Raw genomic sequence first — 19,986 nt, 5'->3', positions numbered from 1 at the left:
GGTGACGCTGCGCGGCAGGCCGGTCAGGCCTGCGGCCCGGGCGGTGTGTCGGGCCCGGGGGCGATCGGCACGTTCGCGTCGACCGCCTCCCGCAGCGCCTTGCCCGGCTTGAAGTGCGGCACGAGCTTTTCGGGGATCACCACCTGCTCGCCGCTGCGCGGGTTGCGGCCCAGCCGCGGCGGCCGGCGGTTGATCGAGAAGCTGCCGAAGCCGCGGATCTCGATGCGATGCCCGCGCGCCAGGGCGTCGGACATCGCGTCGAGCATGGTTTTCACGGCGAACTCGGTGTCGCGTTGCGTGAGCTGGCCGAAACGTTCGGCCAGCGCAGCCACGAGGTCGGACCGGGTCATGCGCGGAAAGCCAGGCGGCCCGTGGACATCAACCGTTGTTCTGGTTGTCCAGCTTGGCGCGCAGCAGGGCGCCCAGGCTGGTCGTGCCGGCGGATTCGCGCTCGTTGCTCTGCGACAGGCGCTGCATGGCTTCCTGCTGGTCGGCGGAGTCCTTGGCCTTGATCGACAGCTGGATCGAACGCAGCTTGCGGTCGATGTTGATGATCATGACGCTGACGTCGTCGCCTTCCTTCAGCACGTTGCGCGCGTCTTCGACGCGGTCGCGGCTGATTTCGGAAGCACGCAGGTAGCCGGTGACGTCGTCCGTCAGCTGGATCTCCGCACCCCGCGCGTCGACCGTCTTCACCTTGCCGTTGACCAGCGCGCCGCGGTCGTTCAGCGTGGTGAAGGTGGCGAACGGGTCGCCGTCGAGCTGCTTGATGCCCAGCGAGATGCGTTCGCGCTCGACATCCACGGCCAGCACGATGGCTTCGACTTCCTGGCCCTTCTTGAAGTTGCGCACGGCCGCTTCGCCCGGCTCGTGCCAGGACAGGTCGGACAGGTGCACCAGGCCGTCGATGCCGGCCGACAGGCCGACGAACACGCCGAAGTCGGTGATCGACTTGACGGGGCCCTTCACGCGGTCGCCGCGCTTGACGTTGGAAGAGAACTCTTCCCACGGGTTGGCCTTGCACTGCTTCATGCCCAGGCTGATGCGGCGCTTGTCTTCGTCGATCTCGAGGACCATGACCTCGACTTCGTCGCCCAGCGAGACCAGCTTGCTCGGGCTGACGTTCTTGTTGGTCCAGTCCATCTCGGAGACGTGCACCAGGCCTTCGATGCCCGGCTCGATCTCGACGAACGCGCCGTAGTCGGCGATGTTCGTGACCTTGCCGAACAGGCGCGTGCCGGTGGGGTAGCGGCGAGCCACGCCCATCCAGGGGTCGTCGCCCAGCTGCTTGATGCCCAGCGAGACGCGGTTCTTCTCGGCGTCGAACTTCAGGACCTTGGCCTGCAGTTCCTGGCCGACCGTCACCACTTCGCTCGGGTGACGGACACGGCGCCAGGCCATGTCGGTGATGTGCAGCAGGCCGTCGATGCCGCCCAGGTCGACGAACGCACCGTATTCGGTGATGTTCTTGACCACGCCGTCGACGATCGCGCCTTCGCGCAGCGTCTCCATCAGCTTGGCGCGTTCTTCGCCCATCGAGGCCTCGACCACGGCGCGGCGCGACAACACGACGTTGTTGCGCTTGCGGTCGAGCTTGATGACCTTGAACTCCATGGTCTTGCCCTCGAACGGGCTCATGTCCTTGACCGGGCGCGTGTCGAGCAGCGAGCCGGGCAGGAACGCGCGGATGCCGTTGACCAGCACGGTCAGGCCGCCCTTGACCTTGCCGTTGACGGTGCCGGTGACGAAGTCGCCCGACTCGAGCGAGTTCTCCAGCGACAGCCACGAGGCCAGGCGCTTGGCCTTGTCGCGCGACAGGATGGTGTCGCCGTAGCCGTTTTCGAGGGAGTCGATCGCGACCGACACGAAGTCGCCGACTTCGACCTCGACCTCGCCTTGGTCGTTCTTGAATTCCTCGATGGGAACGTAGGACTCGCTCTTGAGGCCGGCGTTGACCACCACGAAGCTGTGCTCGATGCGGACGACTTCCGCCGAGATCACCTCGCCTGCGCGCATGTCGCGCTTCTGCAGGCTTTCTTCGAACATCGCGGCAAAGGATTCGCCGCCCATGGTGGCAGTTTGGGTTTCAGACATGGAGTTTCCTGGGGAACCGGCCGGTAAGGGAGGGCGATCGGAGCGATCTGATGGCCGGCGGGAAGTGCAACGGGAAGTTGCGGTTGGGTTGAACAAACCCGCTGGCCGGCGCAGCTTCGCGCTGCTGGGGTGGCCTGCGGGCACCGAAAAATCAGCCAAAAGGCCTTCGCTTCGCCCACCAATCCAGCACCACGGCCACGGATTCCTCCACGGCCTGGGCGGAGTTGTCGAGCAACTGCGCATCTTCGGCGGGCTGCAGCGGGGCGATGGCACGGGTGCGATCCCGGGCGTCGCGTGCTTCCAGGTCAGCGCGAAGACTGTCGATATTAGAGGGCATTCCTTTGGAAATCAACTGCTTATGGCGTCTTTCGGCCCGCGTGGCCGCACTCGCCGTCAGGAAAACCTTGAGCTGGGCATCGGGAAAGATGACCGTGCCCATGTCGCGTCCGTCGGCCACCAGCCCCGGCGGGCGCCGGAATGACACCTGCAGCGCATACAGCGCGGCCCGCACGTCCGCCAGTGCCGAGATCCTGGACGCCCGGCTGCCGACGTCCTCGCGCCGCAGCTCCTCGCTGACTTCCGTGTCGCCGAGGTAGAGCCGAGGGCCGTCGAAACGCAGCCGGAGGGTGGCGATGACCGCCGCGATGCCCGGGCCGTCGCTGTCGGAGACGCCGGCCTGCAGCGACGCGAGCGCCGCGACCCGGTACAGCGAGCCGGAATCGAGGAAGTGGTAGCCCAGGGCAGCGGCCAGCGTGCTGGCCAGCGTGCCCTTGCCGGAGGCGGTCGGACCGTCGATCGTGATGACCGGCACCTGCTCCCGCGGCGTGCGGGACAGGCCGAACAGCGCCTCGAAGTAGTCGGGGAACGTCTTGCCGACGCACTTGGGGTCGAGGATGCGGACCGGCACGCCGTTGAAGGCCGCCAGCGACAGGCACATCGCCATCCGGTGGTCGTCGTAGGTGCGGATCGCGGCAGGCTGCCAGCGCGCCGGCGGCCGCACCTCGATGAAGTCGTCCCCCTCGACGACGTCGGCGCCGACCTTGCGCAGCTCGATGGCCATCGCGGCGATGCGGTCGGTCTCCTTGACGCGCCAACTCGCGATGTTCGTCAGGCGGGTCGGACCGTCGGCGTAGAGGGCCATCACCGCGAGCGTCATGGCCGCGTCGGGGATGTGGTTGCAATCGAGCGTGATGGCGCGCAGCGGCCAGTCGCCCCGGCGCACCTCGATCGCGTTGGCTTCGGTTCGCACGTCGGCACCCATCGCACGGGCGGCTTCCACGAAGCGCACGTCGCCCTGGATCGAGGCGCTGCCGACGCCTTCGATGCGCACCGGCGCATCGGTGGCCGCGATGGCGCCGAGCGCGACGAAGTACGACGCCGAAGAGGCATCGCCTTCCACGTACACCTCGCCCGGCGAGCGGTAGGTGCTGCCGGCGGGGATGGCGAAGCGCTGCCATCCCTCGCGCTCGACGGCGATGCCGAAGCGCGCGAGCAGGTTCAGCGTGATCTCGACATAGGGTTTGGAGATGAGTTCGCCATCGACCTCGATCACGATCGGCGCGCCATCGCTGCGGCTGGCGAGCGGCAGCGCCAGCAGCAGCGCGGTCAGGAACTGGCTGGAGACGTCGCCGCGCACGCGTACGGCGGTGCCGGTGGAGAGCGTGCCGCCGGGCCGGCCCGCCAGGCGCAGCGGCGGATAGCCTTCGGTGCCGAGGTACTGCACGTCGCAGCCGAGCTGGCGCAGCGCGTCGATCAGGTCGCCGATGGGCCGCTCGTGCATGCGGGCGACGCCGCTCAGCTCGAACTCGCCGCCCTGCGTGGCGGCCAGCACCGCCAGGGCTGCCGCGAGGGGCCGCATCGCGGTGCCCGCGTTGCCCAGGAAGAGCCGGGCCTGCGTCACCGGCAGCCGGCCGCCCAGGCCGGTGACACGCAGTGCAGCTCCTTCCCGCGCGAGGCCGCAGCCCAGCGCACGCAGTGCATCGATCATGACGCGCGTGTCGTCGGAATCGAGCAGGTCGTGCACGAGGGTGCTGCCGGCGGCGAGCCCGGCCAGCAGCAGCACGCGGTTGGAGATGCTCTTGGAGCCCGGCAGGCGCACCGTGCCCGACGCCTTGGCGAGCGGGGGGATGTCGAGGAAGGGAATGGCGTACACGAACGCAGGAATGGCTGGGTGGGGGTGGTGAGGGTCAGCGTGCCGGTGCGGCGGCGGGGCTCGGCGGGCTGCCCATGTGCCAGGCCGCGCGGCCTTCCGAGGCGCTGCGGATCAGGTCCTCGAGCGCCTCGGCGTTGCCCGATCGGATGACGTGCTCCAGCGCATCGAGGGCGTGCCGGAAGCGTGTCGACTGCTTCAGCGTTTCTTCCCTGTTCGCCAGCAGGATGTCGCGCCAGATCGTCGGATCGCTCGCGGCGATGCGGGTGAAATCGCGGAAGCCCGGGCCGGCCAGCGAGAGGAAATCCTTCCCGCCGGGCTGCTTGGCGACGGCGCTGAAGTAGGCGAAGGCCAGGAGGTGCGGCAGGTGGCTCACGGCGGCGAAGGCCGCATCGTGGTTGTCCGGCGTCATCTTCAGCACCTGCGCGCCGATGGCGCTCCAGACGTCCGTGGCCTTCTGGACCAGCGCCGGCTCGGTCTGCGGCAGGGGCGTGAGGATCACCTGGCGCCCCGTGTAGAGCGCCGCATCCGCATGCTGGATGCCCGCCTGCTCCTTGCCGGCGATGGGATGGGCCGGGACGAACCCGCCGATCTGTTCCTTCAGCGCGCGGCGCGCGGCGTCGACCACGTCGCGCTTCGTGGAGCCCACGTCCATGAACAGCACACCGGGCTCCATCAAGTGGCGGATGGCCTTGAACGTTGCTTCGGTGGCGGACACGGGGACGGCGATCAGCACGATGTCCGCGCCGGCCACGGCGAGCAGCGCCGATTCCGCGGCGGCGTCGATCGCACCCAGGCGCTTGGCGCGTTCGGTCGTCGACGGCGACTTGCTGTACCCCACGACGTGCTTGACCAGCCCGGCGCGCTTGAGCGCCAGCGCAAAGGAGCCGCCCATGAGGCCGCAGCCGATCAGGCCGAGTTGCTGGAACATGCGTCGGGCCTCAATGGGTATCGAGCGGGTAGGTGCCCAGCACCTTGAAGAAGTCGCAGACGGTGCGCAGTTCGGCCAGCGCGGTGCCCACCGGCGGATCTTCCGGGTGGCCCTGCAGGTCGATGTAGAAGTAGTACTCCCACTGGCCCGAGCGCGCGGGGCGCGACTCGAAGCGCGTCATCGAGACGCCATGCCGCTTCAGCGGGACGAGCATGTCGTGCATCGCCCCCGGCCTGTTGACGACCGACACCACGAGGCTGGTGCAGTCGTGCCCCGAGCGGCCGGGACGGGGGTGGCGGTCCGGGTGCGTGAGCACCGCGAAGCGCGTGCGGTTGTGTGGATCGTCCTGGATGGCGCGCCCGACGACGTGCAGGCCGTACTCGCTGGCGGCGCGCTCGCTGGCGATGCCGGCCAGCGCCGGGTTGGTGCTGGCCAGGCGGGCGCCTTCGGCATTGCTCGACACCGGCCGGCGTTCCACGTGCGGCAGGTGGTTGCTGAGCCAGCCGTGGCACTGCGCGAGCGCCTGCGGATGTGCGCAGACCGCCTCCAGGCCCTCCAGGGAGTCGATGCTGCGCAGCAGGTTCTGGCGCACCATCAGGCTGGTTTCGCCGATGATGAAGAGCGGCGTGGTCAGGAAGAGGTCGAGCGACCGGGTCACCACGCCCTCGTTGGAGTTCTCGACCGGCACCACGCCGAAGTCGGCAGCACCCGAGGTCGTGACGTGGAACACCTCGTCGGCATTGGCGCAGGGCATGCGCACGATGGAGGCGCCGAAGTACCCCAGCGCCGCCTCCTCGCTGAAGGTGCCGGCCGGGCCCATGTAGGCCACGCGCGTCGGCGTTTCGAGCGACCGGCAGGCCGACATGATCTCCCGCCAGATGGGCGCCACGCTTTCTGAGCGCAGCGGGCCGGCGTTGACCTGCTTCAGCCCGTCGATGACCTGGGCCTCCCGCTCGGGGCGGAAGACGACCGAACCTTCCTTCTTCTTGATCTCGCCGACGGCCTGCGCCAGCGAGGCGCGCCGGTTGAGCAAGGCCAGCAGGTCGCGATCGAGCGCATCGATCTGGTGGCGCAGCGCCAGCAGTTCGGGCGCGGTGGGAGCGGTGTCGGTCATGGCAGGACGGATCTACTTACTTGCCGCTGGGTTTGGACGAGGGCGCGCTGGCGGCGGGCGGCGGAGGCAGGCCGAGCGTGCCGCGCACCTTCTGCTGCAGCGCCTGCAGCTTGGGATCGAGCAGCGGTGCGGCTTCCGCGATGAGCTTCTGCGCGAACGCGTTCTGCATCTCGGGCGCGACCTGCTGGTACTTCTTGTTGACCGGCGACTCCAGCCACGCGAGGAGCTGCTTCAGCTCGTCCTCGGTGAACTTCTCTTCGAACGAGGCGCCGAGGACCGACGGCGCGAGCTTCATCGCCCGATCGCGCAGCAGCGGCACAGCCTCGTCGACGAACTTGCGCAGGTCGGCCTCGATCTGCTTGCCGGTCAGCTCGCGCTTGTCGGTGGGCAGCTGCTGGAGTGCGCTGCCGGCCGCCTGCATCAGCTGCAGGGCGGGGCGTTCGGCGATGTTCTTCGCGATGTTCTCGATGGCGGGCTGTTGCGCGGCGACGATCTTCTGGACCAGTTCCTTCTTCGTCTGCGCGTGCGCACCCATCGAGGCGGCCACGAGGGCCGCCAGCAGCAAGGTTCTCTTCATCAGGTGTTCTCCTCAGGGGCGGCGGCATCGCCTTCGCCCGGGGTTTCGATGTTGGCGTCGTTCTCGACGATGCGTTGCAAGCCCGAGAGCTTGGTGCCGTCGTCCAGCGCGATCAGCGTGACGCCCTGCGTGGCGCGGCCGAGTTCGCGGATTTCTGCGACGCGGGTGCGCACGAGCACGCCCTTGTCGGTGATCAGCATGATCTCGTCCTCCGGGCGCACCAGCGTGGCGGCGACCACCTTGCCGTTGCGCTCGCTTTGTTGGATGGCGATCATGCCTTTGGTTCCCCGGCCGTGCCGGGTGTACTCGACGATGGAGGTGCGCTTGCCGAAGCCGTTTTCGGTGGCCGTGAGCACGCTTTGCAGTTCGTCCTCGGCGACCAGCATCGCGATCAGGCTCTGGCCGTCCTCGAGCATCATGCCGCGCACGCCGCGGGCCTGGCGGCCCATGGGGCGCACGTCGTCCTCGTCGAAGCGCACGGCCTTGCCGCCGTCGGAGAAGAGCATCACGTCGTGCTTGCCGTCGGTCAGCGCCGCGCCGATGAGGTGGTCTCCTTCGTCGAGGTCGACGGCGATGATCCCGGCCTTGCGCGGATTGCTGAATTCGTCCAGCGCCGTCTTCTTCACGGTGCCCAGGGCGGTCGCCATGAAGATGTAGTTGTCGGCAGGGAAGGTGCGGAACTCGCCCGTCAGCGGCAGCACGACGGTGATCTTCTCGCCGGGCTGCAGCGGGAACATGTTGACGATCGGCTTGCCGCGGCTCGCGCGGCCGCCCTGGGGCACCTCCCAGACCTTCAGCCAGTAGACGCGGCCGCGGTCGCTGAAGCACAGGATCCAGTCGTGCGTGTTGGCGATGAAGAGCTGGTCGATCCAGTCGTCTTCCTTGGTCGCCGTTGCCTGCTTGCCGCGGCCGCCCCGGCGCTGCGAGCGGTATTCGCCCAGCGGCTGGCTCTTGATGTAGCCGCTGTGGCTGAGCGTGACGACCATGTCGGTCGGCGTGATCAGGTCCTCGGTGCCGAGCTCCTGCACGTTGTGCTCGATGACGCTGCGGCGTGCGCCGACCTTGGTCTGGCCGAACTCCAGCTTCAGCGCGGTCAGCTCTTCGCTGATGATGAAGGTGACCCGCTCGGGCTTGGCGAGGATGTCCAGCAGATCGGCGATCTGCGCCATCACGTCCTTGTACTCGCCGACGATCTTGTCCTGCTCCAGGCCGGTCAGGCGCTGCAGGCGCATCTGCAGGATTTCCTGGGCCTGGTCATCCGACAGGCGGTACAGGCCGTCGGCCTGCATCCCGTAGTCGGCGGGCAGGCCTTCGGGCCGGTAGGCGGCGCGTCCGCCAGGCGTCTCGGATTCGGCGCGTGCGAGCATCTCGCGCACGAGCGACGAATCCCAGCTGCGCGCCATCAGCTCGCTCTTGGCCACCGGCGGGGTCGGCGAGTTCTTGATGATCTCGATGAATTCGTCGATGTTGGCCAGCGCCACGGCCAGGCCTTCGAGCACATGGCCGCGCTCGCGCGCCTTGCGCAATGCAAAGACGGTGCGCCGCGTCACCACCTCGCGGCGGTGCTCGAGGAAATACTCGATCAGCTGCTTGAGGTTGCACAGCTTGGGCTGGCCATCGACCAGCGCCACCATGTTCATGCCGAAGCTGTCCTGCAGCTGCGTCTGCTTGTACAGGTTGTTCAGCACCACTTCGGGTACTTCGCCGCGCTTGAGCTCGATGACCACGCGCATCCCGGACTTGTCGCTCTCGTCCTGGATGTGGCTGATGCCGTCGATCTTCTTGTCGTGGACCAGCTCGGCGATGCGCTCGAGCAGGGTCTTCTTGTTCACCTGGTAGGGGATCTCGTCGACGATGATCGACTGGCGCTGGCCGCGGTCGATGTCCTCGAAGTGGCACTTGGCCCGCATGACCACCTTGCCGCGTCCGGTGCGGTAGCCCTCGCGCACGCCGTTCAGGCCGTAGATGATCCCTGCGGTGGGGAAGTCCGGCGCCGGCACGATCGACATCAGTTCCTCGATCGTCGCCCCGGGGTTGCGCAGCAGGTGCAGGCAGGCGTCGACGACCTCATTGAGGTTGTGCGGCGGGATGTTGGTGGCCATGCCGACCGCGATGCCGCCCGAGCCGTTGACCAGCAGGTTCGGCAGACGGGTCGGCAGCACGAGCGGCTCCTTCTCCGAGCCGTCGTAGTTCGGGCCGAAATCGACGGTTTCCTTGTCGATGTCGGCGAGCAATTCGTGCGCGATCTTCGAAAGGCGGATTTCGGTGTAACGCATCGCCGCGGCGTTGTCGCCGTCGACGGAGCCGAAATTGCCCTGGCCGTCCACCAGCATGTGGCGCATCGAAAAATCCTGCGCCATCCGGACGATCGTGTCGTAGACCGACTGGTCGCCGTGCGGGTGGTACTTACCGATGACATCCCCCACGATACGGGCCGACTTCTTATAGGGCCGGTTCCAGTCGTTGTTGAGCTCGTGCATGGCGAAGAGCACACGCCGGTGCACGGGCTTCAGGCCGTCGCGCGCATCCGGGAGTGCGCGGCCGACGATGACGCTCATCGCGTAGTCGAGGTACGAGCGCCGCATCTCCTCTTCGAGGCTGATGGGCAGGGTTTCCTTGGCGAACTGGGTCATGAGGGCGGTAATCGCAGGGCGGCGCGATGCGCCGAGGCCACGGAAGAGGGGGATCGGATTCTATGCGGCACGGCTTTGTCTCTCGCGCGCAACAGTGCTGCCGCTGCCGGCGCGGGCCACCGCCAAAATAGGGCCAGCCGAGCGCCGTATGGCACAATCCTTCGCGTCGGTGGTGGGTGCCTGCAAACTAGGCGCTTGCCAAGTTAATCGCATCCGAATTTGGACGTTACGCAGCACAACTGCGGCTTTCCTTGAGAGGAGAATCAATGAAGAAACTGAACACCGTGGCGGTGCTGTTCGCATCGGTCGCGCTCGCCGCTCCGCTGTCGACGGCCTTTGCTCAAGCGAAGACGAACGACAACTGGCGCGCTACCGATGGCACCGTCTGGAAAAACGGTACCAACGAGCTGTGCTGGCGCGATGCTTCGTGGACTCCCGCCACGGCCGATCCGAGCTGCGACGGCGCGCTGAAGCCTGCTGCGCCCGCCGCGGCTCCGGCGCCCGCTCCCGCTGCTGCGCCCGCTCCGGCGCCTGCACCCGCGGCGCCTGCCGTCGCCCCGACGCCCGTCAGCGAGAAGGTCACCTACGCCGCCGATGCATTCTTCGACTTCGACAAGTCGGTGCTGAAGCCGGAAGCCCGTGCCAAGCTGGATGACCTGGTCAGCAAGACCGGCGGCATCAACCTGGAAGTCATCATCGCCGTGGGTCATACCGACTCCGTCGGTTCTGATTCCTACAACCAGCGCCTGTCGGTGCGCCGCGCCGAAGCCGTTAAGGCTTACCTGGTCGGCAAGGGCGTCGAGAAGAATCGCGTGTACACCGAAGGCAAGGGCGAAAAGCAGCCTGTCGCCGACAACAAGACCGCCGATGGCCGCGCGAAGAATCGCCGCGTGGAAATCGAGGTGGTGGGCACCCGCAATAAGTAATCGGCGCGCCGATGCTTGACAAACCCCGCCTCGGCGGGGTTTTTCGTTTTTGGCGGCCAATCTGTGCCCTCGGGTACCATCTTGTCCCATGATGAATGCCGATCCGCAGGAACTCGCGAAATTCAGCGAGCTCGCTCACCGCTGGTGGGACCCTGAGAGTGAATTTCGACCGCTGCATCGCATCAATCCGCTCCGGCTGGACTGGATAGACCGTGCTGTGTCGCTGGCCGGCAAGCGCGTCGTCGATGTGGGCTGCGGCGGCGGGATCCTGGCCGAGTCGATGGCCCAGCGCGGCGCCAGGGTGCTGGGCATCGACTTGGCCGACAAGCCGCTGAAGGTCGCGCAGTTGCATGCACTGGAGAGCGGCGTGGCGGGGCTTGAATACCGGGCCGTGGCTGCGGAGGCGCTGGCAGCTGAGCAGCCTGCTGCTTTCGACGTGGTCACCTGCATGGAGATGCTCGAGCATGTCCCCGATCCAGCGTCGGTCGTCAAGGCGTGCGCCGCCATGGTGAAGCCGGGGGGATGGGTGTTTTTCTCGACGATCAACCGCAACACCAAGGCTTTCCTGTTTGCGATTCTGGGCGCGGAGCATGTGTTGAAGCTGCTGCCCAAGGGTACCCACGAATACGCCAAGTTCATCCGGCCGAGCGAGTTGGCCCGTTGGTGTCGCGAGGGGGGGCTGGTGCTGAATGAGACGCGTGGCATGGAATACAACCCTCTGACGCAACGCTACTGGCTGTCATCCGACACGAGCGTCAACTATCTCGTGGCCTGCCGAAAGTCGGCGGCATGAGCCGCCTGGGTGTACGAGCGGTGCTGTTCGATCTGGATGGCACGTTGATTGACAGCGCGCCCGATCTGGCCGGGACAGCCAACACGCTGCGTGAGCGGCGTGGCCTGCCGCCGCTCCCTTACGAGCGCTTGCGCCCCCTGGTGGGGTCCGGCGCGCGGGGCATGCTGGGGGCGGCCTTCGGCGTCGCGCCAGGCGATGCGACATTCGACGATTTACGTGACGAGTTCCTGGCTGCGTATGAGCAGGGGCTGCTGCACCGCACGGTGGTCTTCGAAGGGATGCAGGCCGTGCTCGATGGCATCGAGGCGGCTGGGCTTCGTTGGGGCATCGTGACGAACAAGGCGGAGCGTTTCACGTTGCCGGTGGTGCGGGGCTTGGGCCTGCATGGCCGGGCCGGCGCAGTGGTGTGTGGCGATACCACGCCTCATGCCAAGCCGCATCCCGAGCCGCTGCTGGAGGCCGCCCGGCGCATGCTCGTGGCTCCAGCAGATTGTGTGTATGTCGGCGACGATCTTCGCGACGTACAGGCCGGCCGCAGTGCGGGCATGGGCACCCTGGCTGCAGCATGGGGCTACCTGGGCCAAGGTGAGGCGATCGACGCATGGGGCGCCGATGTTCTGCTCGATCGGCCTGCGGCCCTCTTGAATTGGCTGGAACTCGCCTAAACTACGAGGCCTGGGGCCGACCTGGTTTCGACGTGGGTACGGATCCGGCGCAGGGCATGCCGAGCACCAGTTCGCTCGTAAAACCACTGGAAACAAAGTAACTGCGAACGACGAACGTTTCGCCCTCGCCGCTTAACACCGGTGAGCCTCTCAACGGTTGGCCGATGGGCCGGGCCGAAGATCGCAAGATCCTAGGCTGAGAGGTCATTCACATTGGCTGGTTCTGAGCCGGGTCACTCGGTTCAGGACGAGATAAAGTGACTGGCGTGAAAGGTAGCGTGCTGCTGCGCGACCTCAGCGTGAGACTCCAAATCAGCCAGCTACGCATGTAGAACTGTCCGGTGATGGTTCGCGGACGGGGGTTCGATTCCCCCCGGCTCCACCAAAATCGTTTGAAAAGCCCAAGTCGATCGACGACTTGGGCTTTTTCTTTGCTCGTAAGGGCCGGCGTCGTAGACCCCAACCACCCTCGTTGTCTCAGCGGTAGAACGGCTCGACGCGGCCCTTGATCTTCATCAGCAGCTGGCGGCCGTGCCGGTCGCGTGCCTTGGCGGCGGCGACCTTGATCCAGCCTTCGCTGACACAGTACTCCTCCACGTCGCCTCGTTCCTGTCCATTGAAGCGGACGCCGATCGGATGTTCCAGCACGGCAGCGACGTGGTGCGGGCTGCGGGGCTCGACGCAGAGGTGATCGGGCAGCGGGGGCCGTTCGGCGATGGGGCTGGTGTGTTCGGTCATGCTGTGATTTTTGCATTCAGGCGACGAGCTTCAAACCCGCCGGCAGCGCCTCGCCGTAGGCATGCCGCGTGGCTTCTTCGTCGAGCGCGCCGCCTTCGCGCACCATCGTGATCCAGCCCGGCGCCGCGCGCGCGGCCTCCAGGCGGGCCACGACTTCTTCCCGCAAGGCTTCGGGCAGGTCGCGCGCGCGGTCGTCCGTGCGGCGCGCGATGTGCGCCGCCGCGAAGGCCGCGCCTTCCACGCGCTTCCAGTCCTTGGCCAGCACGGCGGTCAGCCAGCGCGCGGCGGCTTCGGGCGGCACCACGGCATGGGCGCTGCCGTGCAGCGGCTGGCGGGAGCCCAGGCGCCCCAGCGCCCACAGCAGCAGCGGATCTTCGGCAGGTGGCGCGTTGGCCAGCCTGTCGAGCAGCCAATCGCCCACCTCGACCTTGTGTTCCGCGGGTATGCGCTCCAGCGCGGCGCCCAGGCGCAGCATGTCGTCGACCGCGCCGCGCACGACGTTGGCGGGCAGCTTCGGGCCCCCCTTGCGGGCCGATTCCAGGTTCTGAGCGAAGTCCTGCAGCAGCCGCAACTGGGCCGCTTCCGTCAGCCCGCCCGCCACTCGGCGCCAAAGCGTCCACCACTCGGAGCCCACTTGCGCGACCTTCGGGTGCTGCACGCCGGACTCGAAGATCGACCACAGCTGTTCGACCCGCCAGTCGTCCAGCGGCATGCCGAAGCCCGGCCGAAGGCAGTACCCCGCCAGGTTGAGCCACAGCCTCTCGTGATCGGACGAGCGCCGCCGGCCGCGGGCGCGCTGCCACAACGCGTCGAACAGCCTGCGCAGCAGCGGCGGCGGCCAGCGGTCCCGATCCCCGAGTGCGCGTTCCAGCTGCGCGCGCAACTGCTTCACGTCCTTCGGGTCCACTGGCGCGCTGCGCGAGCCGAACACACGGTCGATGCGCTGCAAGGCGTCGTCGAAGCCCGGGGGCGGCGCGTCCGCTGCCGGGCTGTCGCCGGTGCCCTCGTCCTCGCCGGTCGCACCCCGCAGCTGGAACTCCAGCTGCCAGCGGCGCGCCGCGTCGTCCGGCGAGATGCAGTGCAGCTCCAGCGTGCCGAGTTCGGTGAGCCGCGTCGCAAGCTCGACCGAGATGTCGCGCTGCTGCTCACCCGCCGCCGAGACGACCGTGGCGATGGGAGGCAGGCGCACGTGATCGCCCGGAGCCAGCTCGACGAGTTCGCCCGCGGCCGGCGCGTGGCCCGAGGCCGCCGCGGTCTGCGATGCGAGGTGGAACCTGACGGGCTCGCCCACCCGCAGCACGAAGCGGCGGTCGGCCAGCCGCCGTTCCTCGCCCTCGGCGCTGCCCTGCGGCAGCAGGCAGACGGCCGGCCGGCCCTCGCCCTGCAGCAGGAAGTAGCTGCGCGCGGAGCCGCCGCCAATGCGCGGTGCATGGCCGAGCCGGGCCAGCGCGTGCGCCACCGCGCCGCGGGCCACCGCGAGGTCCGGGTCCGCGTCGCCGAGCAGCCGCAACGGCGCGCCGCGCCAATCGCCGAGCGTGGCCAGCAGCCGGTCTCGCAGCGCCGCGGCGCGGAACACGCCGCCGTTCAGCAGCAGCGTGTCGGGCACCGCGTGTGCCGCGCCGCGGTGCGTATCGCCCAGCGCGGCCGCGACGGCGCCGGCGTGCTGCTGCAGGAAGGCCGCGACGTGGCGGGTGATGGCCGCGTCGCTGGCATAGGGCAGGCCGAAGGCCACCAACCCGCCGCGCAGCCGTGCGGGCTTGTCTGTCGCGGCCACCCGTGGAAAGAAGCCGTCGACCAGCCAGGCCTCGACGTCGCTGCGCGTCAGTTCCACCGTGCGGGCGCCGCGCACCAGCCGGGAGCCGCCGCCGAGCAGGGTGACGCCCAGCCGATGCGGCGCATCGGCCGCCAGCAGCGCCTCCTTCGCCGCGCGGCTGCGCTCGACGAGCTGCGCGAGCCGGGCTGCCGACAGACGCTCGCCCCCGCCCAATTGCGCTTCGAGCCGGTGCGCGAGCGCCAGGTCCATGTTGTCGCCGCCGAGCATCAGGTGCTCGCCGACGGCCACGCGGTCCAGTGTGGGCGGGGCGCCCGGCGTGGCGCCGGGGCCGACGCGGATCAGGCTCAGGTCGGTGGTGCCGCCGCCCACGTCGCAGACCAGCACCAGCCGCGTGCTTGCCAGGTCCGTGGCGAGCGTCGCGCGGTGGCGGTGCAGCCAGTCGTGGAAAGCGGCCTGCGGCTCCTCCAGCAGGCGCGGCGCCGGCAGGCCGGCCATTCGCGCGGCTTCCAGCGTCAGCACGCGCGCGCCGTCGTCGAACGAGGCGGGCACGGTCAGCACGATCTGCTGCTCGGCCAGTGGTCGGTCGGGGAAGCGGTGGTCCCACGCGGCGCGCACGTGCGCGAGGTAGCTGGCGCTGGCCACGAGCGGCGAGACCTTGGGCACTTCAGGCTCGGCACCCCAGGGCAGGATGGCGGCGGTGCGGTCCACGGCGGCGTGCGAGAGCCAGCTCTTCGCGCTGGTGACCAACCGCCCGGGCACCTGCGCGCCGAGCTGCCGTGCGAGCTGGCCGACGGCCACTTCCTGCAGCCCCGCGGGGTCGGCCTGCGGCCAGGGCAGCTGCAGATCGCCCGGCGCGATCTCGCCCGGCATCGGGTGGTAGCGCTGCGAGGCCAGTTGCGGCCGGGCCGCGACCTGGCCCGGCGCCACGAGCTGCTCGATCTCGAGATGGTGGATCTCGCCGTCCCCCGCCGGGTCGGCATAGGCGGCGACGGTGTGCGTCGTGCCGAGGTCGATGCCGATGATCATCGCGGGCGGCCCGCCTCCCGAGGCACTCGGTGACTCATCCCTGCAGGCCCTGGCCACGCACGTCGAACTCGATCTTCCAGCGCTCCGGCCCGCTGCGCGGCAGCGCGGCGAGTTCGAGCGTGCCGGCTTCCGACACGCGCGCTTCGAGGCGGACCGCAACCACCTCGCCGGCCTGTCGGCCATCGGCCGGCAGGCTGGCGTGGATGGCGTCCAGTTCCTGCAGCTCCTCGTCGTCCCACCCGTCGAGCAGCGTGCCGACCTGGTCCTGCCGCCGCACCGACGAGCTGAAGAAGCGAAACTGCACCGGCTCGCCGACGACGAGGCCGAACTCCTGCGCCGGCAGGTCGGCTGCGCTGCCTTCCTCCATGCCGAACGGCGCGATGCACAGGGCCTGCACCGGCGGCTCGAACCCCGGCACCGCGGGCACCGCCGACTCCACCGCGACGTAGTACGAGAACGCCGTGCCGCCGCGGATGCGCACGCCGCGGCCATGGCGCACATGGCCGTAGTAAGCGGCACCCCGGGCCACCGCGAGGTCGAAGTCGGCACCCGCCAGCAGCCGCGCCGGCGCCGCGCCTTCGGCGGCCAGCCAGGCGTTCAGCACGTCCATCGTGCGTTGCGCCAGCAGGCCGGACTTGAGCACACCGCCGTTCAGCAGCACCGCGGTCGGGTGCAGGAAGCTCGCGCCCCCAGAGGCGGTGAAGCCGGGCAGTTCTTCGAGCGCGCCCACCTGCTTGCCTAGGAAGGCCGCCAGGTGCCGCGTGACCGCCGCGTCCTGCGCGTAGGGCAGGCCGAGCTGTGCCAGGCCCGCCCGCACGCGGCTGATGGGCCGGGCCGAGGCCGCCACTTCCGGGAAGAAGCCGTTCAGCACGACCTGGTTCACTTCATCGCGCGTGAGTTCGGTGCGCAGGCTGCCGCCGATCAGGCGCGAGCCGCGGCTGGGCACGACGATGGGCTGCACCTGGACGTCGGAGTCGACCAGCAGCGTTTCCTTCGCGGCGCGGCAGGCATAGGTCAGCGCGCGCATCTGCCATGCGTCGAGCTTCGTGCCGTTGCCCGAGGCGAGCTTGGCGGCCACCGTGTGCGCAAGCGCCAGGTCCATGTTGTCGCCGCCCAGCAGGATGTGGTCGCCGACGGCGACGCGCCGCAGTTCCAGGTTGCCTTCGGTCTCCAGCACGGCGATCAGCGAGAAGTCGCTGGTGCCGCCGCCCACGTCGACGACGAGCAGCACGTCGCCCGGCCGCACCTGTTTGCGCCAGCCGCCGGCGCTGCCCTGGATCCAGCTGTACAGCGCGGCCTGCGGTTCCTCGAGCAGCGTCAGTTGCCGGCAGCCGATCGCCTGCGCCGCCTCGGCCGTCAGCTCGCGCGCCGACGGGTCGAACGATGCGGGGATGGTGACGGTGACGTCCTGGTCGACGAAGGGCGCATCGGGATGCGCATGGTCCCAGGCGCGGCGCAGGTGCTGCAGGTAGCGCGTCGATGCCTCGAGCGGCGACACGCGCGCCACTTCTTCCGGCGCGTCGTTGGGCAGGATGGCGGCGCGCCGGTCCACGCCCGGATGGCAGAGCCAGCTCTTGGCGCTGGCGACGAGCCGGATCGGCGTGCCCTGGCCGCGGCTGCGGGCCAGCTCGCCGACGATCTCGCGGCCCTCGGCGGACCAGGGCAGGGCCAAGTCGCCGGGCGCCAGTTCGTCGGGGTGCGGGAGGTACAGGAAAGAAGGCAGCAACGGCAGGGCCTCGACCGACCCCGGCGCGCTCAGCTGCGGCACCTGCAGCACCGTGCCGGCGACGGCGTCGCCGTCGGTCGCCGCGGTATCCACATAGGCCAGCGCGCAGTGCGTGGTGCCGAGGTCGATGCCGATCCGGTAGCGCGCTTCGCTCACAGCTCGATCTCCGCCGGGGCGATGACGCGTGCATCGTGCCGCTCGGCCAGCTGCGGCAACCGCACCTCGGCGACGCGCCAGCCGCGGTGGCCCAGGCTGCCCTTGAACGGCGGCTCGCCGGCGACACGGCCGGTGAGCTTGTGCGCGGCGGCATCGAAGCCGGCTTCCAGCACGATGCGGCTGCCTTCGGGCTCGCTGCGCACCGGTTCGATCAAGAAGTGTTCGCGCAGCACCTTGCCGACGCCTTCGTGCACCAGCCGCGCGGCGGCGCCGATGTCGGCATCGGCGTGGCCGGTCAGGTTCTCGTGCGCGAAGTCGATCAGCCGGCCGTCGCGCTGCAACAGCGCGAGGAGTTGCAGCGCCGAGTCGGGCGAGGTATCGCGCAGCGCTGACGGAGCAGGCACCGGGGCCGCCTTGAGCGGTGCAACGGGGGCCACGGGTGGAGTCGGCGAGGGCGTTGCAGAGGCTGGGGGGCCACTGCGCAGAGCCACCACGCGAGCCGCGAATTCACCGTCGAAGAGCACGCGAAAGAAGCTCGCGACAGCGAGCGGGATGCGGCGGAGGAAGCCCGGCGGCGTCAGTGTGTCGTTCATGGCGCCATTCTGCCGCCGTGTGGCCAGAAGCTTGAGCATGCAGGCCGCGCCAGGGCCACCTTGGGAGTTTGCTGGCGTGACCGGGCGCGTGTCGAAGTCCTTGTTGATGGCCGGTGGCGGCGGCTGGCGTCGGCGCGGCCATGTCGAGCTCGGCAAGTGTTCGCGCACGTGGCCAGCATCTGAGCCTCGATCTCGTCGAGCCGCGCGTTGATGGCTGTCACGGTGGGGGGGCCTCGATAGGGGGTCATGAGCGCCATGGTCAGCAGGTGTCGACGGCACGTCACCAGCGCGGCCGGCCATCGCTGCGGCGGGTGGCCGATCGCCACAAGAAGCTGCCGAGGGGAACCAGGCAGCGGCACCGCGGCGAAGTCCGCAGCATGCGCGCGTCGACCGCGTCGGTTTTGGCCAGGTAGCCCGTCAGTGGGGCGAAGCCGCCGCCTCATGGCTTTGACCACCGCCGCAGGTGGACCCGACGGTGCGAGGTTGTTGTGGCTTCGCCGGCGCAGTGTTGCAAGCGGGGCGGGCGGGGCGGTGGATAGCTTTGCGGGCGTATCGCCCTATTACCCCTGTTGCCTGCCAACGCGCCGGGGAGGCACTGGAGCGGTTTTACGGAGTCAGCGCCCGCGCTGCGTTGTCGAAGCCGTAGTGCGACCCAGCATCATGTCCACGTGCCGGCTGTTGCGCACGAGGGCTTTGGCGATCACGGGCAGGCGCACGCGAATGGTGGCCGTGCTGGCGTGGGTCGGCACGGTGGCCACCAGCGCGTGGCTGTAGGCCGGCGCGGCCAGCGACAGGCGCACCGGGTTGGCCCAGAAGCGGCGGCTATTGGCGCGGCGCCCAGACAGGTCGATCCGCGCGTCCTTGATGCAGTTCTCGGCCCCGGCTCCAAGGTGCTTGTAGGACAAGCAACTCAGGGCGACCGTCACGCTAGTGAGGATGAAGCTGGGGTTGGCGCCTTCCGGACCATGCCCCACCCGGGCGATGAGGGGGCGATCGCAGTCCCCAGCGTAGGTGGCACAGCCGAAGCATGCCGTGCATGCGCTGCTTGGTGCGGCGTCGATACCGATCGGGCAGCGCCCGGCCGCGTCCGACGGCCGTCTGCGCCACCCGGCCGTTGCGCACGCGTTGTGGTCGCACACGTCTGCCAGCCCGGGTGCAGGCGTAGCCGCAGATGCGTTGCGCCAGCAACATGCTGAGCCTGCGCAAAGCCGCGCGGTGGCAGCGACGCCGTCAACGCGGGGTCTTCGGGACTGCAGTTCGCGCCACCATGGCAGCCCCCGGTGCCGATGCGCTTGCTCTGCCAGGGCGCCGTGTTGGCGAAGCCGCCTTTGCCGCAGGACTTGCCAACCGTGCGCCGCTACGAGCGAGCCGCTGCGGGCGAGTTGCTGCGCCTGAACATGAAGAAGTTCGGCGGAATCGCGCAGCTTGACCACCGCGGGGGGGGGGCGGGCAACCGCAGGCGCAGCGCGGGTTGGCAGTCATTGCCCATGGCCATCGGCGACCACTCGCGCGTTGGCCTCAGCCTGGTGTTGGCGGACGAGGCCAGTGCCACTGCCTGCATGTTTCTGCCGGCGGCGCTGCGCTACTGTGAGCGGCTGGGCGTGGTGAGACCGGTGTGATGACGGACAACAGTGCGGCGTACAAGCGCAGGCGTCAAACCAAGCTGCTGTGGCAACTGAGGATCACGCACAAGCGCGCGCGGCCCTGAGCGCCCAGCACCGCGCTCGGTGCGGCGACGCTCCAGTAGTTGGAGCCGTGCTGGCAAAGGCGTTCTGCGGGAGGTTGCATTGCTTGCAGTTGCCGTGCTACAGTCGAAGGCTTCGCTGATCACGCAGCGTTCTGCCCTGGGAGGGGCGGGCGATGTGAGGTTTGCGGTGGTTGGTGGCTGAGGTGGTGGATAGATCGCTGCAGCGGCTGCAAAGACCAAGTGTTTGACAGGGATTTAAAAATCAAGTCATAATCACTGTCTTCGCTGATCACGGTAAACGAGATTGGTGATGCGACCGGAAGGTCGAGTTCTTTAAAAAGTTACAGCCGATAAGTGTGGGCGTTTGAAGGCGAGTACCTGAAGCCGCAAGGCGAAGGTCGAAA

The 19,986-nt window shown here is 68.8% G+C and carries 16 protein-coding genes and 1 other RNA gene; 5 read left to right on the top strand and 12 right to left on the bottom strand.

The features are described 5' to 3' along the window. Positions 1-23: 23 nt before the first annotated feature. From V4F39_RS25220 to gyrA, 7 genes are all read right to left on the bottom strand, one after another. Complete coding sequence (locus V4F39_RS25220) at positions 24-350, bottom strand: integration host factor subunit beta (protein ID WP_332292999.1); 327 nt, start codon at positions 348-350, stop codon at positions 24-26. A 28-nt stretch (positions 351-378) separates the two neighbouring features. Next, positions 379-2,094 (bottom strand): 30S ribosomal protein S1, encoded by a 1,716-nt coding sequence (gene rpsA, locus V4F39_RS25215; protein WP_332292997.1) that lies wholly within the window; start codon positions 2,092-2,094, stop codon positions 379-381. 151 nt (positions 2,095-2,245) lie between these two features. Beyond that, positions 2,246-4,246 carry a bifunctional 3-phosphoshikimate 1-carboxyvinyltransferase/cytidylate kinase gene (locus tag V4F39_RS25210; protein WP_332292995.1) on the bottom strand — a complete coding sequence of 667 codons (2,001 nt, stop codon included), beginning with the start codon at positions 4,244-4,246 and terminating at the stop codon, positions 2,246-2,248. A gap of 34 nt (positions 4,247-4,280) precedes the next feature. Next, the gene (locus V4F39_RS25205; RefSeq protein ID WP_332292993.1) at positions 4,281-5,174 is read right to left on the bottom strand and encodes a prephenate dehydrogenase; all 894 of its coding nucleotides are present in this window, start codon (positions 5,172-5,174) and stop codon (positions 4,281-4,283) included. A gap of 10 nt (positions 5,175-5,184) precedes the next feature. Then, positions 5,185-6,288, bottom strand: a complete 1,104-nt coding sequence (gene pheA / locus V4F39_RS25200; RefSeq protein WP_332292991.1) for a prephenate dehydratase — start codon at positions 6,286-6,288, stop codon at positions 5,185-5,187. 16 nt (positions 6,289-6,304) lie between these two features. Further along, positions 6,305-6,865 carry a DUF2059 domain-containing protein gene (locus V4F39_RS25195; RefSeq protein WP_332292989.1) on the bottom strand — a complete coding sequence of 187 codons (561 nt, stop codon included), beginning with the start codon at positions 6,863-6,865 and terminating at the stop codon, positions 6,305-6,307. Further along, positions 6,865-9,498 (bottom strand): DNA gyrase subunit A, encoded by a 2,634-nt coding sequence (gene gyrA, locus V4F39_RS25190; protein WP_332292986.1) that lies wholly within the window; start codon positions 9,496-9,498, stop codon positions 6,865-6,867. Before gyrA ends, V4F39_RS25195 begins: the two co-directional genes overlap by 1 nt. A 266-nt stretch (positions 9,499-9,764) precedes the next feature. On the opposite strand from gyrA, the gene ompA reads away from it, so the two are divergent. The 4 genes from ompA (at position 9,765) to ssrA (ending at position 12,267) form a co-directional block, all read left to right on the top strand. Next, complete coding sequence (gene ompA, locus V4F39_RS25185) at positions 9,765-10,424, top strand: outer membrane protein OmpA (RefSeq protein ID WP_332292984.1); 660 nt, start codon at positions 9,765-9,767, stop codon at positions 10,422-10,424. Between the two features lie 88 nt (positions 10,425-10,512). Next, positions 10,513-11,217 carry a bifunctional 2-polyprenyl-6-hydroxyphenol methylase/3-demethylubiquinol 3-O-methyltransferase UbiG gene (gene ubiG, locus V4F39_RS25180; protein WP_332292981.1) on the top strand — a complete coding sequence of 235 codons (705 nt, stop codon included), beginning with the start codon at positions 10,513-10,515 and terminating at the stop codon, positions 11,215-11,217. Further along, positions 11,214-11,882, top strand: a complete 669-nt coding sequence (gene gph / locus V4F39_RS25175; RefSeq protein WP_332292977.1) for a phosphoglycolate phosphatase — start codon at positions 11,214-11,216, stop codon at positions 11,880-11,882. The genes ubiG and gph overlap by 4 nt, the downstream gene beginning before the upstream one ends. 12 nt (positions 11,883-11,894) lie before the next feature. After that, positions 11,895-12,267: a transfer-messenger RNA gene (gene ssrA / locus V4F39_RS25170) on the top strand. 92 nt (positions 12,268-12,359) lie between these two features. Here ssrA and V4F39_RS25165 read toward each other — a convergent pair. From V4F39_RS25165 to V4F39_RS25145, 5 genes are all read right to left on the bottom strand, one after another. After that, on the bottom strand, positions 12,360-12,620 hold the full coding sequence (locus V4F39_RS25165; protein ID WP_332292974.1) for a DUF3297 family protein: 261 nt from the start codon (positions 12,618-12,620) through the stop codon (positions 12,360-12,362). Positions 12,621-12,636: 16 nt separating this feature from the next. Continuing rightward, positions 12,637-15,420, bottom strand: a complete 2,784-nt coding sequence (locus V4F39_RS25160; protein WP_332292971.1) for an Hsp70 family protein — start codon at positions 15,418-15,420, stop codon at positions 12,637-12,639. Positions 15,421-15,454: 34 nt separating this feature from the next. Then, positions 15,455-17,302, bottom strand: a complete 1,848-nt coding sequence (locus tag V4F39_RS25155; protein ID WP_332292969.1) for an Hsp70 family protein — start codon at positions 17,300-17,302, stop codon at positions 15,455-15,457. Continuing rightward, a complete protein-coding gene (locus V4F39_RS25150; protein ID WP_332292967.1) occupies positions 17,299-17,895 on the bottom strand; it encodes a DUF2760 domain-containing protein in 597 nt (198 codons plus the stop codon). The genes V4F39_RS25155 and V4F39_RS25150 overlap by 4 nt, the downstream gene beginning before the upstream one ends. Before the next feature lie 614 nt (positions 17,896-18,509). After that, positions 18,510-19,034: a transposase gene (locus V4F39_RS25145; RefSeq protein WP_332292965.1), complete on the bottom strand. Its 525-nt coding sequence runs from the start codon at positions 19,032-19,034 to the stop codon at positions 18,510-18,512. A 210-nt stretch (positions 19,035-19,244) separates the two neighbouring features. Between V4F39_RS25145 and V4F39_RS25140 the strand changes: the two genes are divergently transcribed. Beyond that, a complete protein-coding gene (locus V4F39_RS25140) occupies positions 19,245-19,514 on the top strand; it encodes a hypothetical protein (protein ID WP_332292963.1) in 270 nt (89 codons plus the stop codon). The last annotated feature ends 472 nt before the right edge of the window (positions 19,515-19,986 follow it).

Source organism: Aquincola agrisoli, assembly GCF_036621135.1.
Lineage (GTDB): Bacteria > Pseudomonadota > Gammaproteobacteria > Burkholderiales > Burkholderiaceae_C > Aquincola > Aquincola agrisoli.
The sequence above is the reverse complement of the archived record's forward strand: the minus strand, read 5'-3'. Positions and strand labels throughout refer to the sequence as shown.

Bases quoted from the DNA above. Each gene is read 5' to 3' on its own strand.
- gyrA (WP_332292986.1), bottom strand. From the start codon at position 9,498: ATGACCCAGTTCGCCAAGGAAACCCTGCCCATCAGCCTCGAAGAGGAG.
- V4F39_RS25165 (WP_332292974.1), bottom strand. From the start codon at position 12,620: ATGACCGAACACACCAGCCCCATCGCCGAACGGCCCCCGCTGCCCGAT.
- V4F39_RS25205 (WP_332292993.1), bottom strand. From the start codon at position 5,174: ATGTTCCAGCAACTCGGCCTGATCGGCTGCGGCCTCATGGGCGGCTCC.
- pheA (WP_332292991.1), bottom strand. From the start codon at position 6,288: ATGACCGACACCGCTCCCACCGCGCCCGAACTGCTGGCGCTGCGCCAC.
- V4F39_RS25195 (WP_332292989.1), bottom strand. From the start codon at position 6,865: ATGAAGAGAACCTTGCTGCTGGCGGCCCTCGTGGCCGCCTCGATGGGT.
- ubiG (WP_332292981.1), top strand. From the start codon at position 10,513: ATGATGAATGCCGATCCGCAGGAACTCGCGAAATTCAGCGAGCTCGCT.
- V4F39_RS25150 (WP_332292967.1), bottom strand. From the start codon at position 17,895: ATGAACGACACACTGACGCCGCCGGGCTTCCTCCGCCGCATCCCGCTC.
- ompA (WP_332292984.1), top strand. From the start codon at position 9,765: ATGAAGAAACTGAACACCGTGGCGGTGCTGTTCGCATCGGTCGCGCTC.
- V4F39_RS25160 (WP_332292971.1), bottom strand. From the start codon at position 15,420: ATGATCATCGGCATCGACCTCGGCACGACGCACACCGTCGCCGCCTAT.
- V4F39_RS25220 (WP_332292999.1), bottom strand. From the start codon at position 350: ATGACCCGGTCCGACCTCGTGGCTGCGCTGGCCGAACGTTTCGGCCAG.
- gph (WP_332292977.1), top strand. From the start codon at position 11,214: ATGAGCCGCCTGGGTGTACGAGCGGTGCTGTTCGATCTGGATGGCACG.
- rpsA (WP_332292997.1), bottom strand. From the start codon at position 2,094: ATGTCTGAAACCCAAACTGCCACCATGGGCGGCGAATCCTTTGCCGCG.